The organism is Mesorhizobium sp. P2_H9 (assembly GCF_056403215.1).
The window spans coordinates 106246-121024 of the sequence record NZ_JBFUFX010000018.1 but is presented as its reverse complement, the minus strand read 5'-3'; the positions used below and the strand labels follow the sequence as shown (position 1 = coordinate 121024).

The 14779-nt window shown below is 63.1% G+C and carries 14 protein-coding genes; 4 read left to right on the top strand and 10 right to left on the bottom strand.

Annotation, left to right across the window (positions count from 1 at the left end):
• On the bottom strand, positions 1-1051 hold a 1051-nt coding region (locus AC1DXN_RS27985; RefSeq protein ID WP_477421750.1), incomplete at its 3' end, for a DUF7507 domain-containing protein.
• A gap of 757 nt (positions 1052-1808) precedes the next feature.
• On the opposite strand from AC1DXN_RS27985, the gene AC1DXN_RS27980 reads away from it, so the two are divergent.
• From AC1DXN_RS27980 to AC1DXN_RS27970, 3 genes are all read left to right on the top strand, one after another.
• A complete protein-coding gene (locus AC1DXN_RS27980) occupies positions 1809-2558 on the top strand; it encodes a response regulator (protein WP_477277665.1) in 750 nt (249 codons plus the stop codon).
• A 196-nt stretch (positions 2559-2754) separates the two neighbouring features.
• Positions 2755-4113 (top strand): sensor histidine kinase, encoded by a 1359-nt coding sequence (locus tag AC1DXN_RS27975; RefSeq protein WP_477277675.1) that lies wholly within the window; start codon positions 2755-2757, stop codon positions 4111-4113.
• A complete protein-coding gene (locus AC1DXN_RS27970) occupies positions 4110-4757 on the top strand; it encodes a LuxR C-terminal-related transcriptional regulator (protein ID WP_477242043.1) in 648 nt (215 codons plus the stop codon). The genes AC1DXN_RS27975 and AC1DXN_RS27970 overlap by 4 nt, the downstream gene beginning before the upstream one ends.
• A gap of 92 nt (positions 4758-4849) precedes the next feature.
• Here the strand turns inward: AC1DXN_RS27970 and AC1DXN_RS27965 are convergent, their stop codons facing one another.
• Entirely contained in the window at positions 4850-5263 is a 414-nt protein-coding gene (locus tag AC1DXN_RS27965; protein WP_477277663.1) for a hypothetical protein, read from the bottom strand.
• Here AC1DXN_RS27965 and AC1DXN_RS27960 point away from each other — a divergent pair.
• Positions 5253-5525: a hypothetical protein gene (locus AC1DXN_RS27960; protein WP_477277661.1), complete on the top strand. Its 273-nt coding sequence runs from the start codon at positions 5253-5255 to the stop codon at positions 5523-5525. The two genes, AC1DXN_RS27965 and AC1DXN_RS27960, sit on opposite strands and share 11 nt — an antisense overlap.
• Before the next feature lie 37 nt (positions 5526-5562).
• Here the strand turns inward: AC1DXN_RS27960 and AC1DXN_RS27955 are convergent, their stop codons facing one another.
• The 8 genes from AC1DXN_RS27955 to AC1DXN_RS27920 form a co-directional block, all read right to left on the bottom strand.
• Positions 5563-6492 carry a sugar-transfer associated ATP-grasp domain-containing protein gene (locus tag AC1DXN_RS27955; RefSeq protein WP_477277659.1) on the bottom strand — a complete coding sequence of 310 codons (930 nt, stop codon included), beginning with the start codon at positions 6490-6492 and terminating at the stop codon, positions 5563-5565.
• A gap of 292 nt (positions 6493-6784) precedes the next feature.
• On the bottom strand, positions 6785-8419 hold the full coding sequence (locus AC1DXN_RS27950) for an outer membrane protein (protein WP_477421748.1): 1635 nt from the start codon (positions 8417-8419) through the stop codon (positions 6785-6787).
• Between the two features lie 447 nt (positions 8420-8866).
• The gene (locus tag AC1DXN_RS27945) at positions 8867-9748 is read right to left on the bottom strand and encodes an EamA family transporter (protein WP_477277654.1); all 882 of its coding nucleotides are present in this window, start codon (positions 9746-9748) and stop codon (positions 8867-8869) included.
• 144 nt (positions 9749-9892) lie between these two features.
• Entirely contained in the window at positions 9893-11014 is a 1122-nt protein-coding gene (locus AC1DXN_RS27940) for an ABC transporter permease (RefSeq protein ID WP_477277652.1), read from the bottom strand.
• Positions 11011-11760, bottom strand: a complete 750-nt coding sequence (locus AC1DXN_RS27935) for an ABC transporter ATP-binding protein (protein WP_477242029.1) — start codon at positions 11758-11760, stop codon at positions 11011-11013. The genes AC1DXN_RS27940 and AC1DXN_RS27935 overlap by 4 nt, the downstream gene beginning before the upstream one ends.
• Positions 11729-12346: a Tgt2/MlaC family protein gene (locus AC1DXN_RS27930; protein WP_477277650.1), complete on the bottom strand. Its 618-nt coding sequence runs from the start codon at positions 12344-12346 to the stop codon at positions 11729-11731. Before AC1DXN_RS27930 ends, AC1DXN_RS27935 begins: the two co-directional genes overlap by 32 nt.
• 6 nt (positions 12347-12352) lie before the next feature.
• Positions 12353-13570, bottom strand: coding sequence for a sulfotransferase family protein (locus AC1DXN_RS27925; RefSeq protein WP_477277648.1), 1218 nt, complete (start codon positions 13568-13570; stop codon positions 12353-12355).
• Entirely contained in the window at positions 13570-14511 is a 942-nt protein-coding gene (locus AC1DXN_RS27920; RefSeq protein WP_477421746.1) for a type III polyketide synthase, read from the bottom strand. The genes AC1DXN_RS27925 and AC1DXN_RS27920 overlap by 1 nt, the downstream gene beginning before the upstream one ends.
• Positions 14512-14779 lie beyond the last annotated feature (268 nt).

Genomic DNA, 14779 nt, shown 5'->3' with positions numbered 1-14779 from the left:
GTGCAACGTTGCCGACGTTGGTGACCGTGTATTTCCAGCTGATAGCTTCGCCGGACAGAATGTTCAAACCGTCGCCCGATGTCGCGCCATCCACCGTCACCTTGTTGATGCTGATCTCGGGGTCCGCGCCGAAATAGGAGGAGCCGTCGTCGTCGGTAGCCGTAGCCGCCCCGCCAGAACCGGAAACGTGACCAATATTGGCATAGTTGCCGGCGATGGCCGTACCGGTGCCGGTGAAGCTCCAGATTTCCGTGAGGTCGAGCTTGCTGTCATTGTTGGTGTCGCCGATATTGTGCTGGTTGTCGGCGCCCAGCACTGCTGTGACAGTCACGTTCTGGTTGTCGGTGACGACGACGCCCGACAAGGCGACATTGCCGGTATTGCTCACCGTGTACTGCCAGGAGATCGCATCGCCGGCGAGTACCGTCAGACCGTCGCCAGATGCCGCACCGTCGATCGTAATCTTGTCGATGGCGATCGCCGGCTGGTCCTCGGCGCCGCCGCTGACCGTAGTGGTGCGCCACTCCTCGAAGCCACCATTCGACCCCGAGAAGCTCGAGAACAGCGTCACATAGGAGTCGCTGCTGACTCCCGCGAAGGAGCTGACCGGAATGAGCACCCGGTAATCGTCCGTTCCCGATCCGTGATTGGCATCGATCAGCAGATGCGGCGCGTCGAGCGAGTAGATTGTGTCGAAGCCGGCAAAATTGGCATTGAAGTCGGCAAGCGTAGCTTCGCCGGTAAGGGGGTCGGAAACATAGATCTTCAGGTCGGTGAGCGTGATCTCGCCGTTCGTCGTGTTGTTGCTTTCGTTGAGGTCTAGCCGGAACTCGATGTAGGCAACGCCATTGACGATGATCGGAACCAAGTCGCCATATTGCAGGCTGTGCGTGAAGGAGGCTTTGTTGTCGAGAACGTTGCCGTTCTGATCGGTGTTGAAGCCCTCCTCGACATTTGTTGCCTGCAGCCGCAGGAAGGAATCGTAGTTGCCGGTTCCCGATCCTACGGTCGTTGCTTCGAGAAGGGTGCCACCGCCGATACTGATCGCCATCGTCATTTCCTCCGTATTGTCATTCGGTCAGCGGTCGAGCCGCCGCCGTCTATCCAGTTTGAGCACAAGTCCTGAGCGCCCGGCTGCCGGCAAACGCGGCCTGCCGACGCCTGATCGCTTTCGTGAAAAGAATGCGGACAAATTTGGACACGAGTCCTGGGCGGCGGCGAAGTCTGAGCTCGCTTGTCCAAACGCAACTATTGCGGGATGACGGACAACACATGCCGTCGAACTGACTGCCACGCCCACGCCCCAACCCCCAAGCCCGTACGATCAACGTCGACCGGCAGAACCCTTAATATTCCCCTAACCATATTACGCAGGTTGTAATTGGCCCGTCCATATAACCGCGGTTATAGGCGCGATCACAAATCTAGCACCGGAAAAATCGACTTCATATTGAAATCAAACCTGGTTGGTTCGACCGAATTGTTTCTAAATTCGTCAAATTTTACTTTCCTTGACGAGACTGTTGGAACCAGTTCCGTGGTTTCATCAAGTGACTGACCGGCAATGGTGTCGCGGCATGTGGCCTGCTTTCAGTCAGGCGCCGGAACACTTGCTGCCGACGACGCATCGAGGTTGATTAAGTATTTGCTAATGCTTATGGGAAGCGCGATGCTGCTGTCGAAATGGGTTCTCGCTTGGGGAGGTGCGAGCCGCGTTCGAGGATCGTTTCCGGCCAGGAAGCGGTCAGGGCATAGTTCCGCCGCGCAGGTCTGCGCTTGGTGCGCGCCGTGGCACTTTTGATTCTCGGGTGGAGGATACTGTTCATGATCGAGTGTGGGCGACTGTTGTCCGGAGAGGGCCCGCCGTCCCTGGCAATCGGGCCGGAGGGGGACTGAAGATGGTCACCACGGTATTCATCGTCGATGACCATCCGCTGCTCCTGCGCGGCCTGGAAAACCTGATTGCCGGCGACCCCGGCTACATGGTGGTCGGGTCGGCGCTCGACGGCAGGAGTGCGCTTGCGATGATCCGGCGGGAGCCGCCTGATATCGCCGTAATCGACTTGAACATGCCGGGCTTCAGCGGGCTCGACGTTGCCGTCGAACTCGGCAAGGAAACGCTGGCCACGCGCTGCGTGTTGTTGACGGCTGGTGCATCACAAGGTCAGCTCTATGACGCGGTCATTGCCGGCGTGGCCGGGATCGTGCTGAAGGAGGCCGCGGTCGGGACGTTGCTCAACTGTATCCGCCAAGTGGCAGCCGGCGGCCACTGGCTGCCCGCGGAGATTGTCGGCCCAGCTCTTGAAGTAGAGGCATCGCGCCGGATCAAATGGCAGAAGCTGTCGCAGCAGTTGACAAAGCGCGAGATGGAGATCGCCCGATTGGCTGCATCCGAAATGCCGGCCGGGCAGATCGCCTCTGACGCCGGCATCTCCAAAGGCACGCTGAAAATCCATATGAACAACATCTACCGCAAGCTGCAGGTCGCCTCCCGGAGCCAGCTCTCACAACTGGCCGCCGGCCAGATCGCAGCGAATGGCCGCTTCGGGCGCGAATGACACCGCAGCAATGCCCGCGACGCGTCGGCAGCCCCTTGCCATGACGGGCAACGCTCGATGCCTGGCATGGCCTGACTAAAGTCCAGCCCGGCCAAGACAAAGGCAGATGTCACAAACGCCGTTCTACCTCTATAACAGGCGCAGGTGAGGATGGGTCGCGCGATTGCTTGAGGATTTCTTACGGCGTTGGAGCAAGCTGTCGCTTGCGTTGCAGTTCCTCGTTGCCGGCGGCGTCGGCCTGCTGGCGGTGATGCTGGTGGTCGGCCTGTGGGTGACATCGCAGATCCGGCAAGGCGTCACCCGCAACTCCGCCGCCACCACGGCGCTCTATGTCGACAGCGTGATTGCGCCACTGCTGCCGGATATGCGCAAGAGCCGCGAGCTCAGCGACAGCGTCAAGCGGGCGCTGGACGAGACGCTAGACCAGGGCGCGCTCGGTAAACGGCTGGCCTCGTTCAAGCTGTGGCGGCGCGACGGCACCATACTCTACGCCAAGGATACGACGCTGATCGGCAAGGTGTACGAGCCGAATGCCAACCTGGTCGCCGCCTTTGGCGGCAATGTCGTGGCTCAGTACAACAATCTCGACGACGATGCCGAAAGCCAGGACGAGCAAAGAACGGCGACTGGACCGCTGCTCGAAATCTACAATCCGGTGCGCGAACCGTGGTCGGGCGAAGTCGTCGCCGTCTCGGAGATCTACGAGGTCGCTGAGGACTTCGAAACGACGCTGAATGTTGCCCTGTGGCAAAGCTGGCTGGTGGTGGCCGGCGCCACGGCGGCGGCGCTTGCGCTGTTGTCCGGCATCGTCTTTCGCGGCAGCCGCACCATCGAGACGCAGCGCACGGCGCTCGAAGCAAAGGTCGCAGAACTGCAGGCACTGCTGTCGCAGAACTCGACGCTGCGCCAGCGCGTGCAGCACGCCTCGCGCCGTGCCACGGCCATCAACGAGCGCTATCTGAGGCGCATCGGCGCCGATCTCCATGACGGGCCGGCCCAGCTCGTGGCGCTGGCGGCGCTGCGCGTGGGCAGCCCCTTGCTGCTCGACCCCGCCGCCTCGGCCGAACAGCGCCAGGCCGAGGTTGCCGGCATCCACAACACGCTTGGCGAGGCGATGAGCGAGATACGCGGCATCTGCAACGGGCTGGTGCTGCCGCAGATTGAGTCCGCGGCCGTACCGGACATATTGCGGCTGGCCGTCGCCGAGCACGAACGGCGGACCGGGACCTCAGTTTCGCTGACGCTTCCTTCCCGCTTGCCTGAACTCGGCCCGTCAGAGAAGATCAGCATCTATCGTTTCGTCCAGGAGGGGTTGAACAACGCCTTCCGCCATGGAAAAGGCAGGAACCAGGCGGTGAAAGCCGGGATCAAAGCCGGCAAGCTTTTCGTTGAAGTGCTGGATGGCGGGCCGGGCTTCGATCCGGCAAGGACCGAAGGTCTTGGGCTCGCCGGCCTGAGGGAGCGGATCGAAAGCATTGGCGGGCATTTCGAAACACTGTCAGGGCCGCAAGGCACACGATTGGTAATCACACTGTCCGTCGAGGAGCAACCGTGACCGGTGTCATCCGCATAGCCATCGTCGACGATCATCCGATGTTTCGCGAGGGCGTCGCGCGCAGCCTTGGCGAAATCGGCGGCTTCGAACTGGTTGGCGAAGGCGCCAGCGCCGAGGATGCCGAAAGGCTGGTCCAGGCCGTGGCACCCGATATCCTGCTGCTCGACATCAGCATGCCGGGCGGCGGCCTTGTCGCCGCAGCGAACATCCTGGCGCGGTCCTCCGGCCAGAAGATCGTGATGCTGACCGTGTCGGAGGCCAATGCCGACATTGCCCAGGCGCTCAATGCCGGCGTGCGCGGCTATGTTCTGAAAGGCGTCGGCTCGAAAATGCTGGCCGAAATCCTGCATAACGTCGCCGCAGGCGAAAGCTACGTTTCGCCGACGCTGTCGGCCCGGCTGCTGTCCGGACTGCTGCAGCCGGCCAGCAGCAAACCCGATCCGATCCGCCAGCTCACCAGCCGCGAGGCGGAGATCCTGCGCCTGGTGGCGGAAGGCTTGAGCAACAAGGAAGTCGCGACGCGCTTGGCGCTGCAGGAAAAGACGATCAAGCACCACATGACGCGGGTGTTGGCCAAGCTCAATGTCCGCAACCGGACCGAAGCGGCACTTCTGATGCATGAGGCGCGGGACCGCACCGGCTGAGGGCCGGGTTTCGAGCCGGGGACCACGACAAGGCACCCGCGCTGCTGAGACGAGACGCGAGCGACTGTTGAATTGCCGCACTCTGCGTGGCCTCACAATCCTTTCAGGCGGGCCAAATCGGCGGCGGTCGCCGCGCGCTCGACGATCCTGCGGCCAAGCGCATCCTTCATTTCAAAACGCCCGTTGGCGACCTCTTCCCTGAAGCCGTTGGGATGGACGACCTTGATGGCATTGCCGATGACGCTGACGGTGTCGCCTGTCACCGCATTCACGTGGCTGCTGGTTCCGGTGCTGCCGCTGTTGCCTTTGCCATTACCGCCGCTGTTGCCGTTGCCGTTGCCGCCACCATTGCCACCGCCGTTACCGCCACCATTACCGCCGCCGTTACCGCCACCATTGCCGCCGCCGTTACCGCCACCATTGTTGGCGTGGGCGACAGCGAGCACAATCTTGGCAACGCCAGCATCGTCGAACGTGACATGGTAGGGCGCGACTGTGAGCGCCAACGCCGTCGAGGCCCGCAGGACGAACCGGCAAAGTCGAGGCAATGACGGCGCCATCATTCCTTATCTTCCTGCCAGACCAGGGCGTAACCGCCGGTGGGGTATTGTCATCATTGTCGTCACCGACATCGTGGTCCTCATCGTCGTCGATGCCATCATGACCCTCGCCGAGGCGGCCACCATTGCCATTGTACCACCTTCGCTCTCGGCGTGGGTGCAGGCGGAGACTACCTTTGCGACGCCGTCGCCGTCAAAGGCGAAATAGTAGGGTGCGACGGAGCATTCACCGGATCGCGAGGGCCTCACATGCGCATCTCTGCCCAGAAGGCCCGCTGCTCGGCCGTCTGTTTCAGGCTGCCGTGGCATTGATGGATGTCCAGGCCAGGGCTAGTGTTGGCCTCGACGATGACGATGCCGGCAGCCGTCAGGGCGACGTCCCAACCGACGAGGCCGGGAAACGGCAACAGGCCGGCAAGCCGCAGCACCGCCGATTTTACGAAACCCCAGTTGGGTATGGTGGCGCCGCGAATCTGGGTGCCGCTTTCGGGGTGCGCTTCCGCGCAATCGCGCCGCCCGGCCTGCACATTGTAGAACAGACCGGCGGCCAGCATGCCACTATTGACGTCGACCCAAGCGGCGATCCCGCCCCAGCCCGATTTCCAGTTGTCGGTGGGATAGGTTGCCGGCCGGCCCATTTTCATCGTCGCCGCGAGAACGACCGGGCGATGGTCCGAAAAATGCGTGCCGGTCAGCACGCGAAGGGTGTTCAATGTGCTGGGAAAGAAAGCTTCGCTCCATGGTCCCTGCGCGATGATGTCCGAGACCAGATAGCCAGTACGGTTCTGCCCGAAAAATCCGGCCAGCCATTGCCGCGGCTCGATGCTTTTGCCATTGGCGAGAATGCCGTCCGACGTCTGGACCAGCCTCATGGCACCAAATCCCTGGCCCTGGCCGGACGGTTTGAGGAACAATTCGCCCTTGCGCGCCAGTAGCACGAGGAGCGCATCCAGCTCCAGGATCTCGCCATTGCCGTCGAGGCTGACGAGCTTTCGGCCGGCAAGATAATGGGTGACCGGCGGCGCGACCGACGGCATGACGCAGTCGAGCCACACCTTCTGATCCAGCTTGCTGAAAAGCACCTGTGCGAGACGGGAATTGTAGGTTTCCCGCCGTCGCCTCTGCAAAGTGAAGTTGATGTAGTCGTGCTCGCGATAGGCTCGGTCGTCCAGCATCGCCAATGACCTGGATGGATGACCTCTCAACAGGCCGCGAAGCCGCCAGCCAGGCGTCGGCGCAGCTTCGGAAAATTCCTTCTGAAGATAGGCTTTGTAAGCCCCCCATCGACGCGCGATCGACATTGTCCCCCCTTTAGCCCATTGGGAGCCGATCTGGCAGGTATAGCGATTTTCGCAGGCAATTCACGCGCCATCGGCCGCCGGTTCGTCGACGGCAGCCGGCGCTTCTGTCGCAAGGCATAGGCCTTGCGTGCCGGACGTGCGACCCCCCTACCGCTCCGAAGTGTCGTCAGAACTGGTAAATGGCCGTGAGGCGAACGGTCTGGTTGGAGAGTTCGACCTTGTTGCCGGGGCTGACGAAGGAGTTGGTCGTGATGTTGCCGATGGTGCCGCCGAAGCCGGCGCCGCCGACAGCGATGTCGACCGACTTGTACTTGTCGTAGAGGTATTCGGTGCGCAGCCGCAGATGCTCGCTGACTTTGAGCTCGGCACCGCCGCCGATCGAAAGTCCATAGACGGTCTTCGACAGGCCCGCCCTGGTGACGGTTGCGGCGCCGGCCAGCGGCGCACTCGGCGATGAGGCGACAACACCGAAGATGCTGGCGCCGTAGACGTCCGAGCTCTTGCCGACGGCGAGGCCGCCGGAGACGAAGCCAAGCAGCGCCGGGGTGATCTCGTAACCCGCCGTCATGCGGACATGGCCGAGCGACTTGACGTCGGAGAAGAACAGCCTGCTGCCAATGCATTCGAAGTGGCCGACACCGAGCTGGACGAAATTGATCGGCGGTGTCAGGCAGTCCGGGCCGCCGATGGTCCGCTCGCGGCTGAAGGCGTTGTTGAGCTCAAGGTCGCCCTCGACGCCGAGGACGACATGCCCCCATTGATGCGCATAGCCGGCGACGAGGTGGCCGCCCGTCGAATCGCCCTCGTATTCGTTGGAAGGCTTCACATCGAGGAAGCCAAGGGTCACGTTGTTTTGCATATGCAGTTGATTGACGGCGTTGGGAAAACCGACCTTGTGGCGGCTCATCGACAGGCCGCCGCCGAAATAGACGCCCGACCAGTCGCTCTGCAGATAGGCAGGCGCTTCGGCCGGCTGGTCCTCGGAGAATTGGTAGATCGCGGAAAGCCGGACCGTGTGGCTCGAATAGTCGACGCGGTTGCCCGGGCTGGTGAAGGAGTTGGTCGTCAGCTCGCCGATCGTGCCGCCGAAGCCGGCGCCGCCGACGGCGATGTCGTGGCCCGGATACCGATCGTAGAGATATTCGCCGCGCAGCATGAACCCGTGGCCGACTTTGACCTGCAGGCCGCCGCCGACCGTGAAGCCGTAGATGGTCTCAGCCATGCCGGACCGCTGTACGGTGGCGGCACCCACCAGTGGCGCACTCGGCGAACTGACGATGAAGCCGCCGGCGCTGGCGCCGATCACCTCGGGGCTCTTGCCAATGGCAAGGCCGCCGGTCGCGAAAGCAAGAAGCGTCGGCGTCAATTCGACGCCGACCACGCCGCGCACATGGCCCAAAGTCTCGACGTCATCGAAGAAGGTGCTAAGGCCGACGCAGCCGAAATGGCCCGTCGTCGGCACCGGCACGTTGCCGCAAGCCGGGATGCCGGGCGTGCGACCGTCGGAGAAGGATGACCCGAACTCATAATCGGCCTCGCCGCCGAACACGTAACGGTCCTTCTGGAACAGATAACCGGCCAGCAGATGGCCGCCGACCGTGTTGCCCTGGTGTTCGAGATTGGGGACCTGCTGGAAATCGATGATGCCGGGCGCGGTGGTGTCGGTCATCCTCAGACTGTCGGTGCCGTTCGGAAAGTCGACCTTGTGCTTGCGGAAGGAGACGCCGCCGCCGACATAGACGCCCGACCAGTCGCCGGCCACTGCAGGATATGACGCACACGCCAGCAGCGCAGCGGACAATGCAACTCCAACAAAACCAGAATATCTCATGATGTCCCCCGACAATGCCGCTTGGTAGCATGCGCGCATTTGAGTCCGGTATGACGAAAATGCAACACGGGGCCGCAAAAACCCTTAGCGAACCTTGGATTCCTTTTACAAAATTGGAAAAGTTGCTCTGTTTGCCAATCGCAATATCAAGATAAGCTTAAAAATAATCGAACTATTTCGCTATGTATTTGGCAAACTGTATTTGATCGGCAAAGTAAAGAAGCATCCGCTTATTTAGAATTCTTGCATGTAAAGGGCGTGGCAGTTCATTGCAGTCACGCGGCGCCCATGTTGCCGCCCTGCATGGCCAGGCTTGCTGAAACAGGCCGTGGCAAAGGCCGCGCCGTCGAAATCACGACGCCGGGAGAAGTCCGGTCAAGACATGCAGTCTCTCGCGCCGAGGGCGCCGGCAAGCGCCTATTCGGGTGACGGCACCGGTGGTCTCGTCGTTATCGCCGCGCCGAAGGCGGCGACAACCACGGCGGCAATGCCTGCGCATTGCAGCCCGGTCAGCACCTCGTGCAGGAACACGAACCCGGCCAGCGCGCCCAGCGCCGGCTCCAGGCAGGTCAGCGTGCCATAGAGCCTGGCCGGCATGCGGGTCAGCGCCACCATCTCCAGCCAGAACGGCAGCGCGCTGGAGAACAGCCCGACGACGAGCGCGCCGACCAGGATCGACGGCGCGACCAGCGCTGGCCCCGCCTCGACCACGCCGAACGGCAACGCGAGTGCGGCGGCGATGGCGATGCCGTAGGCCGTGGTCTGGCCGCCGAGTTCGGCGCCTGCCTTTTGCGCGAAGACGATGTAGAGCGCCCAGCTGCCGCCGGCGGCGAGCGCCAGCATGACGCCGGTCGGGTCGAGCGCCTGGCGCGAATGGATGAAGGGCGACAAAAGCACGATGCCGGCGACAGCCAGCGCCACCCAGGCAAAGTCGCTGCCGCGCCGCGACGACAGCGTCGCCACCAGCAGCGGGCCGGTAAATTCGAGCGCCACGGCGATGCCGAGCGGGATGGTGCGCAGCGCGGCATAGAACAGAAGGTTCAGCACCGCGAGGTTCACCCCGTAGGCGATCAGCCAGGGCAGCACGGCGCGAGACGGACTGACACGCCAGGGCCGCAGCACGGCTGCCAGCATCAAGGCGCCGACGACCAGCCTGAGCGCCGTGGTGCCATTGGCGCCGACCTGCGGAAACAGGCCCTTGGCGAAGGTGGCGCCGATCTGGATCGACACCATGGCGCCCAGCAGCGCACCAATGGGCAACGCGCCTGCTTCGGGTCTGGCAATCGGCGTCGACGTCACTTTGGTCTGGTCCTCCCCTGGCGACTGAGCGTGGCAGCTATGGCTCTATCCGGCGCTTCTGTCGTGAGGCACGGCCGGCTGGTTGGGTGGGGCAAGAGGTGTCGTGCAAAGGTCCGCCACGCAACTCATGTCGACCGCCCGGCGTCAGATTCTGCGGAGTGCCTCGGCGGGGAGAAGGCGCGTGGCGCGCCAAGCCGGATAAAGCGCGCCGAGCGGGCCAGCGATGAAGACGAAGATCAGCGCCTGCGCGATCGACCAGCCTGACAGGTAAGGCACGATCAGACCCGCCGCGACCTTTGTCTTCGCCGCCATTTCCATTGTAAGGGCGCCGAGAATGATCCCTATGATCCCGCCGGCTGCGCTCATGATCACGCCTTCGATGAGAATGAGCCGAAGAATCCTCCGCGGTGACCAGCCAAGCGCTGCGAGAACTCCGATCTCGAACGTCCGTTCGTTCACGGCCATCAGAAGTGTATTGGCAACGGCGACAGAGGCCATCGCCATGACAACCAGTGAAATCGTCTGGGCAATCGCCCGAAGCAGATCGAAGATGCGGATGCTGTTGGCAAACTGCTCGGTGTCGCCGACCTCGAACCCCGGTGCGGCTGCGATGAGCCGGGTTCGGGCAACAGCGATGTCGTTCTTGTCGAGCGGGCGCTTCAACCTCACTTCGTACAAGGTAAACACGTCCTCGCGCGACAGGAGTTGCTGCAGCCCTTCGAGCGGAACGATCGCGCTGTTCTGGTTCAGCATGGACGAGAAGGACGCGATGCCGACAACCGTATAGGGCTGGAACTGCAGCTCGACCGTATCACCGACCCGCTTGTCCAAGGCGCTGGCGATCGACTCGCCAAGGATCACCGGCCACTGGTCGCCCGGTGCAGGGATTCGCCCCGCCACGAGGTGCATGTCCTTCCACAGGAAGCTGTCGCTCGGCCAGCCGGCCATGACGATATTTGCGGCGTCGTCAGCGGTGGTGATGTTCAGGAGAACGCCCGATACAGCCTCGACGTTTGGCACCGCGGAAAGCCCGGTGCCCAACGACCTGGGCACGGTGCTGCTCACCAGGTTGAACGCGCTGCGCTGGCTTACCACCAGGTCGGCGCCGTTCTCATCGATTCCCGACGCAAACGAGTGCTGGACGCCAGCGGTCAGGCCGGTAAGTGCCACAAACCCCGCGACCGCCAGAGCAATGCCGAGAACCGTAAGCAGGGTGCGAAGCGGACGTGCAATGAGGCCGCGCAAGGGAAGGGTCAACTCTGTCATGGGTTGGCGGATCGCGGCACCGGCGCCGTTCGGCTGTCCGAACGGATGCGGCCGTCGGAGATCTCGACGCGCCGCCCGCACAGTGCGGCCACGTCCTCGTCATGCGTCACCACGATCACCGCGGTACCGAACTCGCGATGCACGTTGCCAATGATGCTCATCACCGATTGACTCGTCTGCACGTCTAGGCTTCCTGTCGGCTCGTCCGCAACGAGGAGCTTCGGACGGTTGGCGAGCGCGCGGGCAATGGCAAGACGCTGGCGTTCGCCGCCCGAAAGCTCAGCCGGTCGGAGCGTGGCGCGCTCGGCAAGACCGAAATGTGCCAGAAGTTCGAGCGCACGAACGCGACGCTGCCGCGCTCCGCCGAGGTTCCCCAACAAAGCCACCTCGATGTTCTCGCGCGCCGACAAGGACTGGAGCAGGAAGAAGTTCTGGAAAACGATGCCGATCCTGCTGGCCCGGACGGCTGCCCATGCAGCCCTGCCGTTGACGGCCCGTCCTTCGAACCGAACTTCGCCGCGCGTCGGCCGGTCGAGCCCACAGACGAGGTTCAGGATCGTGGACTTGCCGCTCCCGCTGCGGCCGACAATGGCGACGGTCTCGTCACTCCCGATTGTGAGCGACACATCATCGACGGCGACAATGCGGCCGCCGTCAAAGTCGCGGCCGACATTGCTCAATTCGACGAGGGCGGACATGAGCACGAGCGAGAAGTCATACCCGGCCTTTCCTGAGATCGGCGACAAGTGCTGGGATCGAGCCGCCATTGCCGGCGAGCAGCTGGGCAACGCGGTCCCGCTGCTGCACGGTCACCGAGCCGCCGTCGACAAAGACATCGCCGATGCACAGATGTCCGCGGCAGTGGCGCACACGCCAGTCCACGGAGGTTGGGCCGTGGAGCGGCCGGCGGAATTCGCTGCGCACCAGGATGTCGCCGTTGGCCAGAGCCTTTGTGCCGAGCACGGTGAAAGTCTTGTCCTGCGTCCGCTCCAGTTTGTCGGCCAGCCTGTGTGCAATGGCATAAAGAAGCGCATCGACCACCGAGGCGCGGTCGTCCGCACTCGCGCGGCGCCAATACGTTCCCAGCACGGCCTGGGCGATTCCCCTACCGTCGAACGCCGCGGAGATCGAGCGGAGCTGCCCTTCGGTGGATCCACCATGCCCAAGCACAATCGCCGCCTGGCGCACAGTCTCAACCAACCTGACTGCTTCGCTCTGCTCATCGGCGGATGCCGAGAGCGGTGCGGCGCAGGTCGCGATCAACAGGGGGACGAGCAACAGCCGGGCCAAGGCTGCCCAGCTTGCGTGCGACCATCGGGCTGTCGTCATCATCCCATGTCATCCAATGCGCGGTTGGCTGTCAACATTGAGCGTCCCGGGAGCCTGGGCCGGCGCATGCCCAAAAGCGGCTGCCAGCGGTGCGAGGCGAGCTACGCGCGCCTTCTGCCCTTCCGTCAGGTCGGGATGGTGGCTACGCACCTGCTTGCCGAACGTCGCGGCGACCTGCAGCATCCGCTCCTCGCAGCCGCGAGAAAATGGCAGGCCGAGTGCGCCGTAGATACGCTTCATCTCGCCCACAGGGTCGGCAGTGAGATCCTGCAGCCGCACTTCCGCGAGGTCGGCGGCTGGAATCTGGACCCTGTCCGCCAGATAGTGCATCTCCGTCGCGAGATATTCGTGAGCGATGATCTCCTCCTGCTCGTCCTCGGGCAGTGGCGGCTGCAGGGCAAATGCACGCTGCAATTCGCGCGCCAGAAGGAGGTTGGACCGGAACACCACTTCCGGCGAACGGGAGATGTGGACAAACTTGGCGCCCGGGAACAGCTCCTGGAGGTAGCGGACGCGCGCCGTATGGCTCGGCGACTTGAGCAGAAGCCGTCGCCCGCCTGCAACCAGGGTGAGCTTCTGGACGAAGGCCAACTGATGTGAGCGCCAGCGGCTCAACTCGTCCGCCGAGAGCCCGTCGAGATCGTGGAAACGATTGAAGAAGGCTTGCCGGTGGGGAAGCACGGCGCGTCCGGCAAGGATGGACATCCCACCCAGATTGTTCAGCGCGAAGTCGTCCTCGGCCGGCAGCTTGGCGCCCATGGGCACGACTGCGTCGAGGCGCGTCAACGGCAGCAAGGGGACGAAGAGGTAGCGCAGCAGTGCCCAGCCAAGGACGAATGTCTGAGGGGCCAGGACCTGCGGCCAGCTCGGCGATCTCAGGTTCGGATCGGCTGCCAGCAGGTTCTGCAAGAACGTCGTCCCGGATCGAAAGTAGCCGAGGACGAACACAGGGGCTTTGTCCCGCTCCATCCGGGGAGGTCGCAGCCGCAGCCATGCCCAAAGGATCACGCGCTCCGGCAGGGAGGCGGCCGTGTTGATCCCCGAAAGCAGGAGCAGGAGCACCAGGCGCGGCCAGTAAGCGGGAGGGATCTGGCCTTCCGCGCGCCATAGGATGCGCACTACGGCGTCAAGAGGTGCCACGCTCATAAAGTGCGGATACGGCAAGTACGGCACCAACCAGCGGCCTGCGAAAGCTCGGATGCGGTGCCGGATGGTGTTCGATGGCATCAGGCAGTCCGGAACATCATGGTCTCTGTGGTCAAGCCCGGCCCAAACGCCATGCCGCAGCCGAGCAGGCCCGGCGGCTCCTTCAGCATTTCGGCCATCACGAACATCACGGTTGCCGATGACATGTTGCCGTAGCGCCGGAGCACTTCGCGCGATACGTCGAGCTCGGTCGGCTCCAGTTTGAGTGCCCGCTCGACCGCGTCGAGCACGGAACGGCCGCCGGGATGCACCGCCCACAGATCGATCTCCTTGGGGGGTCTGCCACCGAGGATGGCTGGATGGTCGTTGCGCAGTGTCTCACGCACCGCGCCGGGAACCTGGCCGGACAGCACCATGTCAAAGCCGTCGTCGCGGATGTGCCAGCTCATCAGCTCCTTGCGCTCCACTGCCACGATGGCGTGGAAGCTTTCGAGCAGGGCACCGTGCGGCTCGGCCGTGACCAGCGCGGCCGCGCAACCGTCGCCCCACAGGCAGAACGAGATCAGCTTCTCAAGCTCGGTGGCTTCCCTGAAATGCAGCGTGCACAATTCGATGTTGACGATCAGCACGCGGGCTTTCGGGTCGGAGCGCACGATATGGCGTGACAGCTTCAAGGCGTTGATGGCGGCATAGCATCCCATGAAGCCGACGATGGTCCGTTCCACCGACGTTGGCAGGCCGCATCGCTGCACCAGTTCGAGGTCGATGCCAGGCGCCGAAAAGCCGGTGCAGCTCGTCACGATCAAATGCGTGATCAGCGACCGGTCGTCGTCGGCCAGAAGCTTGTCTACGGCCTGTTGCGCGAGCTCCGGGGCGGCGGCTTCGTACATCTTCATACGGATTGCCGTGCTGGCGAACGAGCCCCTGACCGAGGTGCCGTCGCGATCGATTGCACCACCGCGCGGATCGTCGGCAGGCGCAAAGCAGGAATAGCGATGTTCGATCCCGGCGAGAGCGACCATTCGCTCGAAGAGTAGAAGGCGCTGGGCATCGTCTTCAAGCAGCAAAGCTCCATAGCGGAGGTAGAACTGATGCACGTCGTGTTCTGGAACTGACGTGGCAATGCGGTTCAGATACGCTTGAGGTGACAAAATTGCTCCGACAATGAGCCCAATCGGGTCTCACAAGAGGTCTAGGAATCTGGAAGCGTTCCTAAGGCAAACGCCGGCATGAAGTATTTTATTGCGCGGAGCCGATATTTCTCATTAGCAAGCTGTGATACCAGCCTCC